Consider the following 16,661-nt stretch of genomic DNA (forward strand, 5'->3'; position numbering starts at 1 on the left):
TGACCTGTCTCAACGAAGCTGACGTGGATCTCATCTAAGTTGCACCAAATCAACTTCGTCTCAGCGAATCTGCACGTCGCGGTGATACGTCTCAGTGAATCTGCATCTAGCGTCCGCTTTGGGTGACGCAGCCCGTGAGTACGTCACCTACCTTGATGTCGGGACGCACAAAAGATTGCAGTGGGCGTGTCTCTGACCTGGGCGCTGAAATCATTTGTGCGGTGACTTGAGTCACACCCGACGCACGAATGATTTCAGTGCGCTACACGCCCTCTGGGCGCAACCCGCGCCGGGGCCACTCTCCGTAGTCCTACGCTGAGTGGCCGCTGGGCTGTCGTCACAAGGGGTCCCGGTAGCTCCCGCCGGAAGAGCAACGCTAGGGAGTGGTCCGCAGGTCAGGGCGCGGGTTCCATCGCGGCCATCTGCTCGTTGTGCTCGCGGAGTATCCGCATGGCCGGTCGCGGGCGGCAGGTCCTGACCCTTCTTCGCGCCCTTGGTGATGACGAGCCGGGCGGCGATGTCGCGCAGACTCATCTCCTGCTCACGCAGGTGGAGGCCACAGAGAGCATGTGGTCTTCGGTAAGGCCCGCGCCCCCGATGGTCTTGCCGCGCTTGCGAGCAGGTGGCCTTCCAGGGCGCGGTCGCGGACGGGTACGCAGGCCATTGCTTCCGCATGGAAGTCGCCGTGGCACCACGCTTGCCTGGCGGCCACGAGAGGCCTCCGGGGCTGAGCGACCCACCCGTACGTGGGACATCCTTGTTCGAATTTGGGCCGCTAGCATTCCATCCACGCCGGGCCATGAAATTGCATCACGGGATTTCATGGGGCTTTCACCTGTGCAGTCTCGTGGCCGCGAGGAGGAAGGTAGAAAAAATGGGATTATCGAACAGAGAGGGTGCCTCTTCGATGCAGAACTTCACGAACGGTATGGCCGCTGACCTCATCCCGGGGCAATGGGTCAAGAGCCGCATGTCCGAAGCGAACGGCATGTGCATCGAGCTCGCCGAGCTCCCCCAGGGCCGCATCGCGATCCGTAACTCGACCGATCCCGCCGGGGCAGCGCTGATCGTCTCCAGCGCGGAGATGGAAGCGTTCATCGATGGCGCCAAGAAGGGCGAGTTCGACGCCCTCTGCACCCTCAACTAGGCATCGGCGTACATAAGTTCGGCCGCCACCTTCAGCTCGGGCGTGTCATCATGTGAATACGACTGCCCGTTGAAGGAGAAGGCGTGTCCCCGGATCCGATTCCGATCATCCGTCTGGCCCGGCGCACTGCCGGGCCAGACGCAACAAAGACAGCGGCCCACATCATGCTTGGACTTGCCGTCAAGGATTTGCGTGATAAGGCCGGCCTCACGCAGACAGCCCTGGCGAAAGCGATCCTCGTTTCGAACTCAACAATCAGCCGCCTGGAGAATGCGGAAACCACGCCCGAGCGGCGGACGGTCGAAGCGGTGATGAATCAACTGAAGCTCGACAGCCCGGCGCGGGACGAGCTGACGATGCTGCTCTCCCGCGCCGAGGAGCCGGAGTGGTTTCAGAGCAGGTTCGGTGACTTCACAGCCGAGTACCTGCGCCGGCTCCTCGGCCTTGAGTCCATGGCCATCGTGCTCACCACATATGACGTGCGCCTGGTGTCGGGCCTGTTGCAGACACCGGAGTACGCGAACTGCATCATCCGCACCGGCTTGCACATCAGCGAGTGGGACAGCCCGGAGATGGCAATGCGCGTCGCTCTGCGCCGGGAGCGCCAAGAGCGGGTTTTCGGCCAGGCCGACCCGCCACGCTGCGTATTCCTGATGGACGAGTCCGTCCTGCTCCGACGGGTCGGCCCCAACGAGGTGATGCTCGAGCAGATGCTCCACTTGCTTGAGATAGCTGACCTCCCTCACCTCACCCTCCGGTTCGTGCTCCTCGACCGCATGATCGCGGGCAACGAGGCATCGATGGCGGGCGGCATGGCCCACCTCCAGTTCGGCCGCGGCGGACTGCCCGACCTCGTCTACGTCGAGGGCTACGGCAAGGCCGACTACTACAACAAGCCCGCACGGAGCGCCGAGGAACGCACGAAGCCGTGGCCGACCAAGGACAACGAGTTCGAGCGGCACCTTCAGTTGCTCCTGCGCATCCAGGGTGAGGCGTGCGCTTCACCGGCGGACAGCCGGCGCATGCTGGAGGCAGCCGTCAAGCGGTACTCCTAGCCGGCGCCCCCGGGCCTACTCCCGGACGGCACCTTCCCCAGCCCGCCGAACTCCGTCCACTCGACGCTGCGTTGGCGCTGCTGGATCTCGGAGTCAGGTCGCCAGTCGGTCACATCGACGAGACCTGGCTCCTCTACGAGGAGCTTCTCGAAGATCTCCTCCACGTCCGCCTTCTCGCGAACCCTTCCCCAGTTGCCCCCGGTCTGGGTCCGCATGAGTTCGGTGACCTCGTCGCGGACCTTCGGGTCGTCGCTCACCAGCTGACACACAACGACGAAACTGCCCGGGACGAGCCTGTCGGCCACCCGCTCCACCAGAGCCTTGGGACCGGCACTGTCAGGCAGGCAGTGCAGCACGGAGACGAACAGGGCGGCCACCGGCTGGGTGAAGTCGATGAGCCGCGTGAAGTCCGGGTGACCGAAGATAGTGTCGGTGTCCGTCATGTCGACCGGCAGTAGCGCGGTGTTGTCGTTCTCATCCAGCAGAGACTGGCCCAGCGCCAGGACGACCGGATCGGTGTCGATATAGACGACCCGTGACTCGCGGTGGGCCTCCTGCGCGATCTGATGCACGTTCCGCTGGGTCGGGAGGCCGGAACCGAAGTCGATGAACTGCTTGATCCCGTGCTCCTCGGCCAGCACCCGGACCACACGCTGAAGGAACCACCGGTTGTTCAGAGCGATCTCACGCGACGTGGGCGCCACCTCCAGCAATAACTGGCAGGCAACCCGGTCTACTTCGAAATTATTGCTGCCACCCAGCAGCCAGTCGTACATCCGCGCCGCACTCGGCACCGACAAATCGACATGCTTTCTCTCCACCAACGGCCCGTCCCCTAACCGATTCCGCCCCGATCGGAGTGAAGTTGCCCATCCTAGAAGGGCAGCACGCAACTGCACCACCGCCGGTACGGGTGAAGGGTGGCACAAGCTGGCAGAAAGTGGCGCATCCGAGCGAGCGTGGCCAGAGAGCGAATATGCCGGAGGAATTCACAGGTGAGTCAGAGGCGCCTCCCCTCGACGAGATACGGCAGCGCGCGCTGCGCGACAGTGAGGGCCGCTTCGATCGTGGGCGATTCGGCACCCATCAGCTCGGCCGCCTCGTCGACGTCAAAGCCAAGTCGGCAGCACAGCACCACGCTGTCGGCGCACCCGTCCGGAAGCTGTCCGTACAACGCGGTCAGGGCCGGATCGTGCGGCGCGGTGCGGTCGGCCTGCCAGCCCACCCGAAGGCGAAGTTCCTGCCAGACCTCGGCCGCGGGGCAGGGCTGGCTCAACAACCAGCCCCAGCGCTCCCGGGCGGATATCAGCGTGGTGCTTACAACGGCCGAAGAACCCACCTCAGCAGGCAGGCGAGCTCCGGCGTAGCGCATGTAGCGCGGCCGGTTCCGTTCGACGAAGGCCGCGAACCCCAGGTCCGCGGCCACCGCAGCAACCGTCGTCGGCACGGGGTAGCGAATGGGGAGACCGCTCTGCGGCACAGCGGAACGAGGGGAGAAGAGAATGAGGGCTCCTCAAGGGCGCGGGACCGCTGCGCCGGCCCCTGTGCTCAATGCCGCATGTACAGGCGGCAAAGGGAATGGGCCTCGCGCTCAATGGGAACGCGAGGCCGAAATGCCCAGGGCTACTCGCCCAGGCCCCAGCTGAAGTGGACACCGGCATGCCAGGCGAAGCCGAGCATGGTGACGATGAAGGCGGACTGGACCGTGTCAACTGCGGTGCCGGAGACCACGGTCCACGTGAGGACGAAGGCGGCGAGAACAGCACTCAGCCGCACCGCTACATGGCCTCCCGGGTCGGCGTGAATCCCCACGGGGACAATATTGAAACTGGTACCGTTAAATTGCCCGGAGGGCAGCTGCAGGCGCCCTCGGCGAATCGGTTCGATCATTTGTTTGTTTCCTTGTCGATCTGTTCGTCCCCGGGGACGTGGATGCACACTTCCCGGGCGGGCCCTCGAGCGGGCCTGAAAGGAAACTACCGCGCCGAACAGGGGGGCTGGCCCCTCAAGCCCCTCTATGCAAAGTCATTTTTGCGCACATAGCATTGCGATCATCAGGGGTCGATTTCCGTCATGCTTCGATCCTCACTGGCGGCGAAGAGACAATTCAATGCATCCTCGATCACATTCGATCAGCGCGCCGTCGGGGTATTTCGTACCGCTTCCCGAGCTGCCGAGCCCCGTCGCCTCCCGGGTGAGCCCGGGAGGCGCGTCGGCCCGCTTCCGGTCGGCCTTCAGGTAGAGGCTCATTCTTCGGCGGCACAGGGTGTGGATCTAGGGTGCGTTTTGAAAGTGCTGGTCACAGCCACTCGTTGATGGCTGCGATCGGCACGGTCGCTTCGTAGCGGACGGCGAGCTTGTCGTATCTCGTGGCGACCGCGCGGTGGCGTTTGAGGCGATTGATTCCGCATTCCACCGCGTGGCGCTCCTTGTAGTCGGCCTTGTCGAACGTGGGTGGCCGGCCACCCTGGGAGCCGCGTTTCTTGCGGTTGGCGATCTGGTCGCGCTTCTCCGGGATGGTGCATCGGATACCGCGCTTGCGCAGGTAGGCGCGGTTCGCGCGGGACCCGTACGCCTTGTCGGCGCGGACCTTGTCCGGCCGGGTGCGCGGGCGGCCCGGCCCGAGCCTGGGCACCCGGATACGCCCCAGGACCACCTCGAACTGCGGGGAGTCGCCGCGATGTCCGGCCGTGATGACCAGCGACATCGGTTTCTGGGCCTGCTCGACCGCCAGGTGGAGCTTGGTGGTCAGCCCGCCCCGGGAGCGTCCGAGCCCGTGGTCCTCGGGCTCGGTGAAGACACCACCCGGCGGCTCGATCTGCAGATTGCGAGCACCAGCCGCATGCTGGTGGGCGCGGGCGATGGTCGAGTCCACCGAGACGTCCCAGGTGATCAGTCCTTCGGCGTCGGCCTGAGCCTGCAGTTGCTCGAAGATACGGTGCCAGGTGCCATCCCGCTGCCAGCGCCGGAACAGGCCGTAGACCGTTTCCCACGGGCCGTACCGCTCGGGCACGTCCCGCCAGGGAGCACCGGCGCGGGTGCGCCAGCGTATGCCGTCTATCAACTGCCGCTTGGTGTGCACCGGCGGCCGGCCAGGCTTCTTGCCGACCGGGAGCAAGGGCTCCAGCTTCGTCCACTGCGCATTCGTCAGATCGTGCCGCCCCATGAAGTGGATCTTGACACATCAAGATCCACTTCTGAAACGCACCCTAGTACTGCAACGGTCTTTGCTCTGATGGTTTGTTGGCTTCTGGTGGTGTGTGGCCGCGTCGTTTGTAGTGGCTGATGCGGGCTTGGTGTTGTCGTCTGCGGCGCCAGTGTGACCAGTGCAGGACGTGGTCGGTGCTTGGGCGGGGTCGAGTGAGGCGGGTGATCAGGCGTCTGAGTTCGGGGAGGGTCAGGGGTATGAGCTGGGAGGATCCGTTTCTGCTTTCCCGGTGTCGAGTTCACGGGCCCGCAGGACGGTGAGGCAGGCGTGTGCGGCCATGGCCAGGGTGATGTGGCGGTGCCAGCCGTCGTAGCGGCGGACCTGGTAGTCGTCCAGGCCGCACTCCTGCTTCGCGGTCTGGAAGCACTCCTCGACCGCCCACCGGCTGCCCGCGATGCGGATCAGCTCGTCGAGTGTGGTGTCGGCCGGGCAGTAGGCGATGTAGTAGGAGATCTCCTCGGGCCGGCGGACACTTCGGCGGGCGATCACCCAGTGACGACGGTCCTCGCGGTGCCAGGGACGGACCTCGACCCTCGCCCAGTCGTAGACCCTCGGGCCGTGGGCGCCGTTGCCGCAGGAACGGCGCTTCCACTTCTGCCGGGACAGCCCGGGAAACAGATCGTGAACGGGGTGGTCCATGGCCCAGCGGGTGACGACGGTGTCATGCCGGGTGGTGGCCATCACGTGGAAGACATCCGCCCGCTCCAGCTCAGAACGCCAGCCCTTGGAGAAGCCGTAGGCGGCGTCGGCGGTCACCCACCGGAACGGGATCCGGTCCGTGATCGCCCGGCGGACCATGGCCTTGGCCATCACCACTTTCGTCTCGAAGGCGACCGTGTCGTCGATGCCCGCGGCCCGGCACCGGTCGCGGTCATCGGTCCATGAGGTGGGCAGATAGAGGCGGCGGTCGATCAATGTGCGGCCGCGTCCGCCGGCATAGGCGAGGAAGACCCCGATCTGGGAGTTCTCCGTCCGGCCGGCGGTTCCGGAGTATTGGCGCTGGACCCCGGCCGAGCGGATGCCCTTCTTCAGGAACCCGGTGTCGTCCACGATCAGCACCGCATCCGGATCGCCGAGGTGCTCGACGACGTAGTCCCGCACGTCGTCCAGGACTTCGTCCGCGCTCCAGTCGATCCGGTTCAGCAGCCGGTGGATCCGGTCCGGGCCGCCATGCCCGGCCTCCTCGGCAAGCGTCCAGCCGTTCTTCCGCTCCAGCGGAGCTATCAGCCCCCGCATATAGGCGAGAGCCGACTCCCGCGGCTCCGACCTGGAGAAACGGTGCACGAACCGCTCGTGCAAGGCCTTCAGTTCACCGGCCCACGACCGGGCATCAGCAAGTTCCCCACCCATGACCTGATAAACGACCGACCTGCCCAACCGTCACGGCAAGCACCGTTGCAGTACTAGGGCCTGTATCTGGTTGTGATCAGAGGGTGGTTCGCGTGAGGTCCTTGATCCAGATCATGGAGGCACGAAGATGCAGGCCGGCGAGGTAGCTTTCGGGCCTCTTGTCGTAGCGGGTCGCGATGCCCCGCCAGGCTTTCAGCTTGTTGATCAGGCGCTCGACGGTGTTCCTCTCCTTGTAGAGGTCGATGTCGTGGCCGACGGGCCGACCACCCCGGCTGCCCTTCTTCTCCGGGATGACCGCCTTGATCTGGCGTCTTCGCAGGTAGGCGCGGTTGCCGCGGGACGAGTACGCCTTGTCCCCGGCCACCGCGTCGCGCCGGGTGCGGGGACGACCGACGGGTCCGCGGACCCTTACCTTCTTCAGGACGGGGATGAACTGCGGGCTGTCGGCGGCCTGTCCAGCGGTCAGGATGAGCGCGAGCGGACGGCACTTGCGGTCGGAAGCGAGGTGGACCTTGCTGGTCTGTCCGCCGCGCGAGCGCCCGAGCAGAGCGGCCCTCAGCCGGAGTCGGTGTCGCCTTCGCAGGCGGCGTCGCTCCTCCCGGGCGGGGTCACTGTCGGCGGATCGCCCGTCTTGTCCTTGCTCATCGCCCCCTTTGACTGGGTCTTCTCCTCCTCGGCGGCCTTCTCCAGGGCGGTGAGCACCTCCTCGTCGAGCTGCACCCCGGCGGCGTCGTGGTGGGCGCGGGTAGTGGTGGAGTCCACGCTGACCAGCGACAAGTCCACCTCGCCGCGCTTGGCGGCCTCGGCTGTCAGACCCTCCAGCAGGGCCTCGAAGACACCGGCGTCCCGCCACTGCCTGAAGCGGTTGTGCACGGTGGACCAGGCGCCGAACTCGGTCGGCATCTCCCGCCACTGCCCGCCCGTCTTGAAGCGCCAGATCACGCCCTCGAACTGCTGCCGCAGCCGCTCGGGATACGGGCCAAACCTGCCGATCGGCAAGTACGGCTCGATGAACTCCCATGCTTCGTCGGTGAGTTGCGCCCGCGTCATGCACGACGATCTACCAGATCGCGGCACAGGACGCAGGCGTCCCCACAGATTGATCACAACCAGATACAGGCCCTAGCTGGCTTCGGCTTGCCCGTCTTCTTCGTCGGGGTTCTGGGTGTCGCCAGGAGGTGGCGGGGTGGGGTCGGTGTGACCCCAGTCGGTCTCGTAGGTGCTCTGGGCGTGCTCGTTGATCGTGATGCTGGCCAGGAGGTTCCGGTCGATGCGCTCGGCTCCGGTCAGGACCGCGTCGGCTGCCGCTTCGCGGATGAGTTCCGCGAGAGAGCTGATGTTGCCTCCGGTGCGGCGGTACAGGTACTCCCACTGGCCGACGAGGGTGCCGGGCCGGTGTTTGTACAGGACGAGGGCGTCTTCCATCGCGGTGATGACGGAGACCCAGTCGGCCTTCTCGTCCCTGGTCCCGATGCGGTAGGGGGTCATGTGGAGCAGGGTGTTGCGGCCAGCGGTCTGGGTGACGCGCGCGTCGCCGGTGCCTTCGAGGAAGAGGCCCGAGTACTTCAGGTCGACACCGGTGTAGATAAAGGTGGCGGCGGTGTGGTTTGCGATGAACTTCAGGTGGTCGTTGACGACCTTCCCCTCCTTGAGGGAGAGGTCCATGAAGTGCGCGTCGTCGATGATCACGAGCTCGACGCCCGTGCGGCGCATGTTGTCCAGGACGAGGCGGGTGATGTCGCTCTTGGTGGCGCCGGACCGGTAGGGCTGGGCGAGGTACTGCGCCAGTGCGACCGACAGGTCCTTCGGGGTGGCCTGGGAGGGGATGTTGATGTAGACGACGGGCGTGTAGTCGATCAGCCGCCCGTCGACGATGTACCGCTTCTCGAAGCGTTCGGGGTGGTTGCGCCGCAGTTCGTGCTCGAAGTCGTACGCGAACGTCTTGACCAAGGTGGATTTGCCGAGGGTGGCGGGACCGTCGAGGACGATGCTGCGCCGTGCCCCGGCGGGCTGGAAGGCGTTGGTCATCATCCGGCGGCGGATCTGGTGGTGGATGGTCTTCATCTGGCTGGTGCGGACGATGACCAGGGCACTGTGGTGGGCGAAGCGGGCCATGTTGTGCCGGTGCCGTTCCTCGGCGTCAAGCTGCTCGTAGTCCGCGAGGGGCAGCAGGACCGGCTGCAGGGGGAGGATGTAGTCGAGGTATTCGCGCCATTCCTCCTTGGTGCGCGGCTCGGACAGGCCGGGGTGCCTGAAGTCGCCCGGCCCGTACGGCTCTTCGGGCAGGTCGTCGGAGGGGAAGGGGGTGGGCACTGCGGTCAGCCTTCCTGACTGGTGTGGGGGTTCCAGACCTCGGCGGGCTGGACGGCGAACGGGTCGAAGTCGTCCTCGCCGGGCAAGTCGGGGACGGCGTGGAGCGCGGGGACGGTCGGCTCGACGACTTCCGGCACCGGCGGCGGGACGGTGGCGGGGACCGCGGGGGTGGAGCGTGCTTCGTCCTGGGCCTGGGCTTCACCGCGGTGCCGGTCGCGGGTGTGACGCGTGCGGTCGGTCTTGGTCCACATCTCGGGGGCGTCGGTGCGGTTCTGCAGGTCCCACAGGGCCTTGGCGATCTGCTCCTGGAAGTCCTTGTCCTTCGGGTCGCCGCCGCGCTGTTCCACCAGACGCCTGGCCTCGCGCAGGGTGATGTCGGTGAAGGGCTGCAGGTCGCTGAGCGCCTTGGTCCAGCGCAGCGTGTACCAGGTGTCGTTGCGGGGGTTGTGGAAGTAGGTGTGCAGCAGGTTGCGGGGGTCGTAGCGGATGGGCCAGCGTCCGTTGTCGTAGGGGGACTTGGCACGGCGGAACTTGTAGAGGACGTCCTCGTTGTAGACCAGGTAGTCGAGCTCGACGCCGTAGGAGTTGATAGCGCGGCCGCCATCCGCGATGGGCAGCAGTTCGTAGTACATCTTGGGGTCGCGGGGGCAGTCGACGTAGCCGGCCGCTCCGAGCGCCATGGCGTACGCCTCGTTGGGCGAGACGTTCAGGTCGGGAAAGCCCTGCAGGGTCAGGCCTCGGTGGTGCTGGTTCTGGTAGACCGCGATGACGTACTCGGCGAAGAACTCGGCGATCTCGTCCAGGGTCCAGCGGGCCTGTTCTTCGACGTGCTTGCCGCGGTGGGCGACGTTGAAGCCCTTGTAACCGGCGATGTGCATGGAGAACTGTTCCCGGATTGTCCCGAACAGGCGTTCCACGTGGGGTTTGTCGGTGGGCTTCAGCTTGCGGGCGTCCTGCAGGTCGATCCTCCATTTGCGGCAGGCGCGCTTGACGACGTCGGACTTGTAGGGCTTGCCGTGGTCGTAGAGCAGGGTCTCGGGGTAGACGACGGGCCTCGCTGCGGCTTCGGCGAGGCGTTCGTCGACGCTGAGGTGACGCTCGAAGGGGACGCGCAGCATCTGGTAGCGCAGGGCGTCGGCCCACTCGGGGCGCATCGGCTCGGGCGTCATGACGTCCGCCAGCAGCAGGCCGATGTCGATGGCCTTGGTGCCCAGCGGGGTGAGGCGCCAGGCGAGGATGGAGCGGGTGGTGACGTCGATGGCGACGGTGAGTTCGACGTTGTAGGTGTCGTTCATCGCGGGGTCGTAGGCCAGGACGTCGAGCGGGGTGGTGTCGAGCATGACGACCTGGCCGGGCCGGTGGGCGATGACGTTGCCGAAGGTGCGGTCGGGCTGGTTGGCGTCCGAGATCCGCTGGTAGGCGGGGTCGGAGGGACTACGGTGGAGGAGGAGTTTGACCACCCGGCGGAAGGTGTCCGGCTTGGGCAGTTCGACGGTCCCGGGGCCGTAGTCCGCGTCGAGCCGGTTCTGGGTGCGGCGCCGGAAGCGGGTGGAGACGCTGGAGGAACTGTCGCGTTGTTCGGCGGCGGCCTGCTCGCGGATCGCGGTGATCACCCGCTCGTCGATGTTGCGCAGCGGGTTCTTCAACCGGGCTTTGCGGCCGTCGACCAGCGCCCACAGGCCCTTCTCTTCCCACTCCTCGAGCAGCTGCCAGATGCGGCGCTCGGTCAGTCCAAGCTCGGCCGCCTTGGTCACGACTCGCTCGGAGAGCAGGAGGTCGGGGTGGTACTGGGGGCGGGGCTCGCCGGGCTCCTTGTCGAAGGAGGAGCCGGAGCGGAAGCCGGTGGTGGCCTCGTACAGGTGGGCTTCGAGTTCCAGGGCGTCGTCGCGGGCCTGCTTGTTCGTCAGCGATGCCAGAACGCCGCCGGGGTCCAGGCCCGCGGTGCCGTTGTCGGAGGTGGCCGGCGGCGCGGTCAGGGTGCGGAAGGTGGGGTCGGTCAGCAGGATGCTGAGCATGATCGTCTGGTGGCGTCCGGAGATCGAGCGCAGGCGGACCAGGGCGCCGGTGATGCCGGTGACCTGGTGCTGTTCTTCCTCGAAATCGATCCAGTCTTCGACGGCGATGCGGTGGCGCTGGTCCATCAGGTGTGCTCCGGTTCGGGTGCGGCCCACACCTGGGTGTGGTCGCGCAGCGGGCGGGTGAGGTCGAACAGCAGGCGGTCGTGCCACATGAGGTGGTAGGTGACGGCCCGTTCGATATCCGGATCAGGCCAGATGGAGAGCAGCTCGGCGATGGTGACCGGGTGCTGGGCGCGGAAGAGCAGGATGTCCACGAGGGGGGCGGCGGCGTTCAGCGGTCTGCGGTAGCCGGCGAGCCATTCGACGGTGGCCCACAGCTGCTCGTCCGGTTCGCCGACCATCTGGTAGTCCCAGCCGAGTTGTTGGCATGCGGTGGCGCTACGGCGGGCCTGGAGCTGGACTTTGGACTTGTCGAGCTGTTCGGGGTTCTTGACGTCCAGCAGCAGCACGGAGCCGTCACTGCGGCGGACGAACAGGTCCGGGTAGTGGGTCCAGGAGCCGTCGGCGTCGATGCCCTCGAAGATGAAGGGCTGGGCCGCGAAGCAGGCGATCTTCGCGTCGAAGTCGAGGAGCTTCATCCAGCGGGCTTCCAGGAAGCTCTCGTAGTCCAGGACCGTGTCGCTGCTGGCCGCCCAGTAGGAGCCGGGGGTGTGTTCCTGTCCTTCGTAGGTGGGAAAGTCGCGGGCCGGCATGCAGGTCTCGAAGCGCACCTCGCGGGCCTGGTCGGCGGGCAGGAGCCGTTCGGTGCAGTCGGCGTCGTAGTAGTGGATGTACAGGGGGTGGGCCGCGCTGCGTACGGGCCGCAGTGTGTTGGGTCGTTTCGGACTCATGCCCCTCGCTTTCCTTCGGTGGCGCCGTCGAGGAGCGCCTGTCCGTGTGCGGTGAGTTCACAGGCGACGGATGCGGGGAGCCAGGCTGCGAAGCGCCTGGCGCCTTCGCGGACGGAAGTCATGCCGGTCGGGGCCCACAGGTGGGGGGCGTATGCGGGGGCGTCGCGGACGTCTCCGCCGGTGAAGTGCTGCCAGATCCAGGCGGCGGCGTGGCGGCGGCGCTGCTCGGTGACGTCGTACCCCAGGGGGTGGCACACCGCGAACAGCACCAGGTGCGGAACCTCAGTCAGGCCGGACAGGGCCCAGCGCCGGGCGGCATAGTCGATCAGGCCGTGCTCGACGAGGCGGGCGCCGAGGCGTTCGATGTCCTGCCAGAACGCGCCCGCGTCGCCGATCCGCTGCACCAGCGTGTTCGCTGCGCGGGCGGCTTTGAGGGGGTCCATGGCCAGCGCGGCCGCGGCCCGCTGCCAGCTGGTGGCGCCTGCGAGGCGGGCCAGCGCCATAGCGGCCAGGCGCCGGCCGCTGATCTCGGCGGTGCCGGGCAGATGCCGGGCGATCAGTTCGCGGTAGTCGCCCGGATCCGCGAGGTGGCACACGTGGTGGGCGGTGAACGGCGCCTGGCTCTGGGAGCGGCTGGCCAGCACGCCAGCGACGCGGGATGCGGGCCGGATAGCGGCGCGCACCAACGGCTCCAGAGCGGCAGGCCGCGGTATCGGGCGCAGCGGATCGCTCTTGCCGGGCCTGCGGCGCAGCGCGACGGCCCGGTCCATCCAGGCCGCCAGGGCGCCCTGGCAGGCGGCGCGGTCCTCGGCGAAGAGCACCGGGGCGCTCAGTGCGAGGACAGCGGCGGCGTGCGCGGCACTGGGCGGGCTGGCCTGGAGCTGGCTGCGCCCGCCGCCCAGGCTGGCGAGCTGCCGCTGATGCAGGTCGGCGGTGAACGCCTCGACTGCCGCACCGGGCAGCGCGCTGCAGGCGCTGATCTCCTCGGCGGTGGTGACCAGCCGGACCACGGCCGCGGTGAACCGCACCACGGCGAAGAACTCCGCCCCGGTCACCTCGCTGCCTGCCACCTGCGCGGGGCCGCCGTCGGCGACATCAAGGAGGCGCTGCTGCAGGTCGGCGAGTTCGGCCGGGACCGGCACGGTGGGGTGTGTGGCCAGCCTCCGGCTGCACAACCCGGCCTTGCGCCTCCTGCTCGCAGAACGCCGGTTGTTGCAAAGATCCAGGTCGAGCATCTGGCGGCGGGTGGTCAAGCCGCGGGGGTGGCCGGCGTATCCGGAACCGAGACGCGCATCGCACTGCCGGCAGGTATCCACCAGCAGGACACGATGCTCAGGGCACACGGCGGCCATGCCCAGACGCCACCACAGCGGCCACACCGGAGCGGAGGCCAGGCATTTCGGGCACGCGCGGCTGGATGTGAACAGCGCCCACTCGCGGTTGCGGAGCCTGGCCAGGCTCTCCTCCTGCTGTGCCGGCTGGTCGGGCCCGGTGAAGTCCAGCACGGTATCCGCATACCGCGACAGCTGCATCGCCTGAATCACCGGCGCGTCCAGGCCGGTGGCCGCCCTGATGCCCTGAAGGCTTCGCTGTGTGAGCGCGGTGCCGAACCACAAAGGCCTCACCCCCGAGTAGCTCGGGTGGCATGCCAGGCCCAGCACCTGCGCGGCCTGGCCCGGGGCGATCTGCCAGTCGGCCGCCGCGCGGCTGAGCCAGGACGGGAACGACTCACCGTCGACGGGAACCGGTACCGACGGAAGCCGACGCGGCAGTCCTCGGTGGTCCACCGGCTCCTCCTCCCGATTCGATCTTGTAGGAGATCTCCTACAATCGTGGGACCGTACTACGGTTCCGTCTGTGGCGAACAGTGATTCCGGTGCGGGCGTCCCGGCTCAGCGGCTGGTCTTCGGGCGGCGTCTGCGGGCTCTGCGTACGCGTGCGGGGATGACCCAGACCGCGGTGGCGGCCGCTGCGGGGATGGACCGGTCCTTCTACGCGGAGGTCGAGGCCTCCGTCCACAGCATCTCCGTCGACCGCATCCCGGCCCTGGCAAAGGCCCTGGGCGTGACGCCCTCCGAGCTGTTCCAGGACATGGGTGCGGACCACCAGTAACGGCCCGTGTTCATGCTGGATCCAGGCGTCTGCCCGCCTGCCCCACAGGTCGGGGTGCCGCGTCGGCTGCCGGCTGTTCCCCTGCCCGGTGCACGGGAGTCACTGCCCAGCTGGATCAACCGGATCGGTCTCCTCTACGGGATCCACCAGCCGGACATCCTCGCCTGTCTGGGGCTCGCGGTCCGAGGGGAGATGCGCCCGACGACGGCGGGCCTGGCTCTTGCGCCCTCGTCCCTGGACACACTCTCCGCGGCGACGGGCGTACCCGCTGAAACGATCGGCGGCATGCTGCTGTCGCGGTTCGCCGCCACCGCCTTGCCCAACCTCCCGTCCCCACCCTTTCAGCATCGAGGGGACCTGACCGCGTGGGTTGTCGGAGCGTGGGTTCTTCGGCGCCACTCCAACTTCTGCCCCAAGTGCCTCGCCCGGGACGGACAGTGGCGGCTGGAGTGGAAGCTGCCGTGGAGCTTCGTCTGCCTGGATCACCGGGTGTATCTGCGCAACTGCTGCCCGCGGTGCAAGCGAGTACAGAGCGGGCTGTCCTGGGGCTGGGACAGCCGCGTGTGCCGGCTGCGGTGGCGAGCCTCCGCCCCCTCGCTCACCAGCCGCATCCCGCATCCCGCATCCGGAAGGTGACAATGCCACCGTGTGCCGTGGGCGCCTGGACCAGGGCGCGACGGTCCCGCTCGCCGACAGACACGCCTTTGAGGGGCAGAAGCGGCTGCTGCGCTGGCTGTACGGAACACCGGAAGAGTCCCGCCCGGGAGACGGAGTTCGCCTCGCTGACCGCCATCGCCGCCCAGCGCCTCGCCCCCGACATGCTGTCCAGGGCCCAGGCGGAACTCCGGCCTGTGCTCCATTTCACCGACACCGATACCGGCTGGCCCCAGGGCGAGCCGGAGCTGTCGCCGCTGTGGGCTGACCCGCTGCGGATGGCCGGCGCCGCACACGTAGCCCAGCGGCTGTCGACGCATGAGTTCCGCCCGCAACGGTCGGTGCAGTGGCTGAAGCTCAAACAGCCGCGCTTCGGAGATCCGTTCACTCATCTCATGGACCACGGGCACCAGTTGTACGGAACCTCCCTGGTGTTCGGGCCGTTCCACCACGACACCGCGCACATGCGCGAGGCCCTGCGAGTCGACCTGGTGTCCTTGCCCTACCAGGGCCCCGCCTACATCAACTCCCGGTCCCCGTACCGCCTGCACCCCACTGCCGGGAGCGTAGACAGGCCGAACTCCCAAGGGCAGTCCCGATGAAGCCGGACAGCCTCGACACCGAGGTGGACAGCATCGTCCCGCCCAGCGAAGCAACGGAGCGCCTCCGGCGAGGACTTCAAGATACTCGGACCGGGCCTGACGAGCACCAGTCGCGCCGCTTGCCGGTCGTGCCGCTGCCACAACCTGGCGAATCCCTGTTCAGCTGGGTCGACCACCTCGCCTCCTGCTACGAGGTGGACCGTACGCAGATCATGGACCGGCTCGGTCTGGAGCCGCCACCCGCGCACGCCGCCCGGCTCGCCCGCCACACCGCCGAACTCCCGCTTCCTTCAGCCAGGTCGCTGCTTGCTGCAACAGGCCTGGACCCGACACAGCTACGCGACATGACCTTGTTCGGCGTCGTCGAGGAGAGCAGCGGCAGGCTGGACCGGCACGATGAGTTCCGCTGGGCTCCCGAAGAAACCTGGGCGTTCTGTCCGCAGTGCCTGAGACCTCCCGCGCGCTGGCCGCTGTGGTGGTACCGGTCCTGGGCGGTGATGTGCCCGAAGCACGGCTGCTACACCGCCTCCTTCTGCCCGGACTGCGGCTCGCCCTTCTCCCCGTCCATCCTGCGCGGAGACGCGGCCGGGCGATGCCCCGGCTTCCTCTCCCGCCCCGACGATCGGCTCCCCGAATCTCCTGACAGGCGTCGGTCCAAGCGCAAGCGGTGCGGCCTCCCGCTGTGGGAGATCGTCACTGCGCCCGTCGCCGATACGGTGGTACGCGAAGTGCACCAGAACCTGATCGCACACCTCGCCGCGGTCCGCTCCGGCCGGCCGGCCTCCACGCAGCAGTGGTTCGACGACTTCCGGACGCTCCGCATCCTTCTCAGGGATCCCGAACCGCTCCATGTCCAGGCCTTCACCAGCCCCGACCCGGCGTTGAAGGAGCGCTACACCGACCAACCGGCTGACGACGGCTGGGGGATTGACGGCGACGTCATCCAGTGGCAGCCGTCCGAGTCCGGTTTCCTCCACCCGTGGCGGCACGGCGCGTTCGGATCGCGCAGCAAGGAACGTGACCCGGTCACCACGGCCGCCGAGTTCAGCGTCATCGGGCGCATCCTCGGCAGCGGCGACATGGCCGCCGCCGCCCGGGAAACCTTCGATGTCCCCCACCGCGCCGATCTCAGATCATTCGGCGACCAGCTGCCGTCCTACCTGTCCCGGACCAGCCCCCAGCTCCACGGGCTTCTCCGCCAGGCCCTGGACACGGTAGCCGTCGACCAGGTCCTCGGCCCCGCCCGTTGAGGTGACGTCCGGGTGCGGTGCGGCAGCCCTCAGAGGGTCATCACGCCGCCGCTGTTGTCGTG

The 16,661-nt window shown here is 67.5% G+C and carries 16 protein-coding genes and 1 pseudogene; 6 read left to right on the plus strand and 11 right to left on the minus strand.

The annotated features are described in order from the left end of the window. Nucleotides 1-907 precede the first annotated feature (907 nt). Entirely contained in the window at nt 908-1,147 is a 240-nt protein-coding gene (locus OG883_RS45930) for a DUF397 domain-containing protein (RefSeq protein ID WP_266533135.1), read from the plus strand. A 164-nt stretch (nt 1,148-1,311) separates the two neighbouring features. Continuing rightward, nucleotides 1,312-2,202 (plus strand): helix-turn-helix transcriptional regulator, encoded by an 891-nt coding sequence (locus OG883_RS45935; RefSeq protein WP_266533132.1) that lies wholly within the window; start codon nt 1,312-1,314, stop codon nt 2,200-2,202. Here the strand turns inward: OG883_RS45935 and OG883_RS45940 are convergent. From OG883_RS45940 to OG883_RS45990, 11 genes and pseudogenes are all read right to left on the minus strand, one after another. Next, the gene (locus OG883_RS45940; protein WP_266541112.1) at nt 2,199-3,023 is read right to left on the minus strand and encodes an SAM-dependent methyltransferase; all 825 of its coding nucleotides are present in this window, start codon (nt 3,021-3,023) and stop codon (nt 2,199-2,201) included. The two genes, OG883_RS45935 and OG883_RS45940, sit on opposite strands and share 4 nt — an antisense overlap. A gap of 179 nt (nt 3,024-3,202) precedes the next feature. Then, the gene (locus tag OG883_RS45945; protein ID WP_266533129.1) at nt 3,203-3,628 is read right to left on the minus strand and encodes a hypothetical protein; all 426 of its coding nucleotides are present in this window, start codon (nt 3,626-3,628) and stop codon (nt 3,203-3,205) included. Nucleotides 3,629-3,825: 197 nt separating this feature from the next. Further along, entirely contained in the window at nt 3,826-4,014 is a 189-nt protein-coding gene (locus OG883_RS45950; RefSeq protein WP_266533127.1) for a hypothetical protein, read from the minus strand. 273 nt (nt 4,015-4,287) lie between these two features. Continuing rightward, a complete protein-coding gene (locus OG883_RS45955; RefSeq protein ID WP_266533125.1) occupies nt 4,288-4,452 on the minus strand; it encodes a hypothetical protein in 165 nt (54 codons plus the stop codon). Nucleotides 4,453-4,501: 49 nt separating this feature from the next. Next, a complete protein-coding gene (locus OG883_RS45960) occupies nt 4,502-5,368 on the minus strand; it encodes an IS5 family transposase (RefSeq protein WP_266533123.1) in 867 nt (288 codons plus the stop codon). A gap of 231 nt (nt 5,369-5,599) precedes the next feature. After that, the gene (locus OG883_RS45965; RefSeq protein WP_266533120.1) at nt 5,600-6,760 is read right to left on the minus strand and encodes an IS701 family transposase; all 1,161 of its coding nucleotides are present in this window, start codon (nt 6,758-6,760) and stop codon (nt 5,600-5,602) included. A 76-nt stretch (nt 6,761-6,836) separates the two neighbouring features. Next, nucleotides 6,837-7,810 (minus strand): annotated as a pseudogene (locus OG883_RS45970) (IS5 family transposase). 72 nt (nt 7,811-7,882) lie between these two features. Beyond that, nucleotides 7,883-9,073, minus strand: coding sequence for a TniB family NTP-binding protein (locus OG883_RS45975; protein ID WP_266549812.1), 1,191 nt, complete (start codon nt 9,071-9,073; stop codon nt 7,883-7,885). A gap of 5 nt (nt 9,074-9,078) precedes the next feature. Continuing rightward, nucleotides 9,079-11,214 (minus strand): transposase, encoded by a 2,136-nt coding sequence (locus OG883_RS45980; RefSeq protein ID WP_266549809.1) that lies wholly within the window; start codon nt 11,212-11,214, stop codon nt 9,079-9,081. Then, nucleotides 11,214-11,981 (minus strand): TnsA-like heteromeric transposase endonuclease subunit, encoded by a 768-nt coding sequence (locus OG883_RS45985; RefSeq protein WP_266549806.1) that lies wholly within the window; start codon nt 11,979-11,981, stop codon nt 11,214-11,216. The genes OG883_RS45980 and OG883_RS45985 overlap by 1 nt, the downstream gene beginning before the upstream one ends. After that, nucleotides 11,978-13,768, minus strand: coding sequence for a TniQ family protein (locus OG883_RS45990; RefSeq protein WP_266549804.1), 1,791 nt, complete (start codon nt 13,766-13,768; stop codon nt 11,978-11,980). Before OG883_RS45990 ends, OG883_RS45985 begins: the two co-directional genes overlap by 4 nt. 70 nt (nt 13,769-13,838) lie before the next feature. Between OG883_RS45990 and OG883_RS45995 the strand changes: the two genes are divergently transcribed. From OG883_RS45995 to OG883_RS46010, 4 genes are all read left to right on the plus strand, one after another. Continuing rightward, nucleotides 13,839-14,093, plus strand: coding sequence for a helix-turn-helix domain-containing protein (locus OG883_RS45995; RefSeq protein ID WP_266549802.1), 255 nt, complete (start codon nt 13,839-13,841; stop codon nt 14,091-14,093). 12 nt (nt 14,094-14,105) lie between these two features. Next, nucleotides 14,106-14,729, plus strand: a complete 624-nt coding sequence (locus OG883_RS46000) for a TniQ family protein (protein WP_266549799.1) — start codon at nt 14,106-14,108, stop codon at nt 14,727-14,729. 68 nt (nt 14,730-14,797) lie between these two features. After that, a complete protein-coding gene (locus OG883_RS46005; RefSeq protein WP_266549796.1) occupies nt 14,798-15,349 on the plus strand; it encodes a hypothetical protein in 552 nt (183 codons plus the stop codon). Nucleotides 15,350-15,477: 128 nt separating this feature from the next. Beyond that, nucleotides 15,478-16,599, plus strand: coding sequence for a TniQ family protein (locus tag OG883_RS46010; protein WP_266554805.1), 1,122 nt, complete (start codon nt 15,478-15,480; stop codon nt 16,597-16,599). Nucleotides 16,600-16,661: the final 62 nt, after the last annotated feature.

The sequence above is a fragment of the Streptomyces sp. NBC_01142 genome (genome assembly GCF_026341125.1).
Classification (GTDB): Bacteria; Actinomycetota; Actinomycetes; order Streptomycetales; family Streptomycetaceae; genus Streptomyces.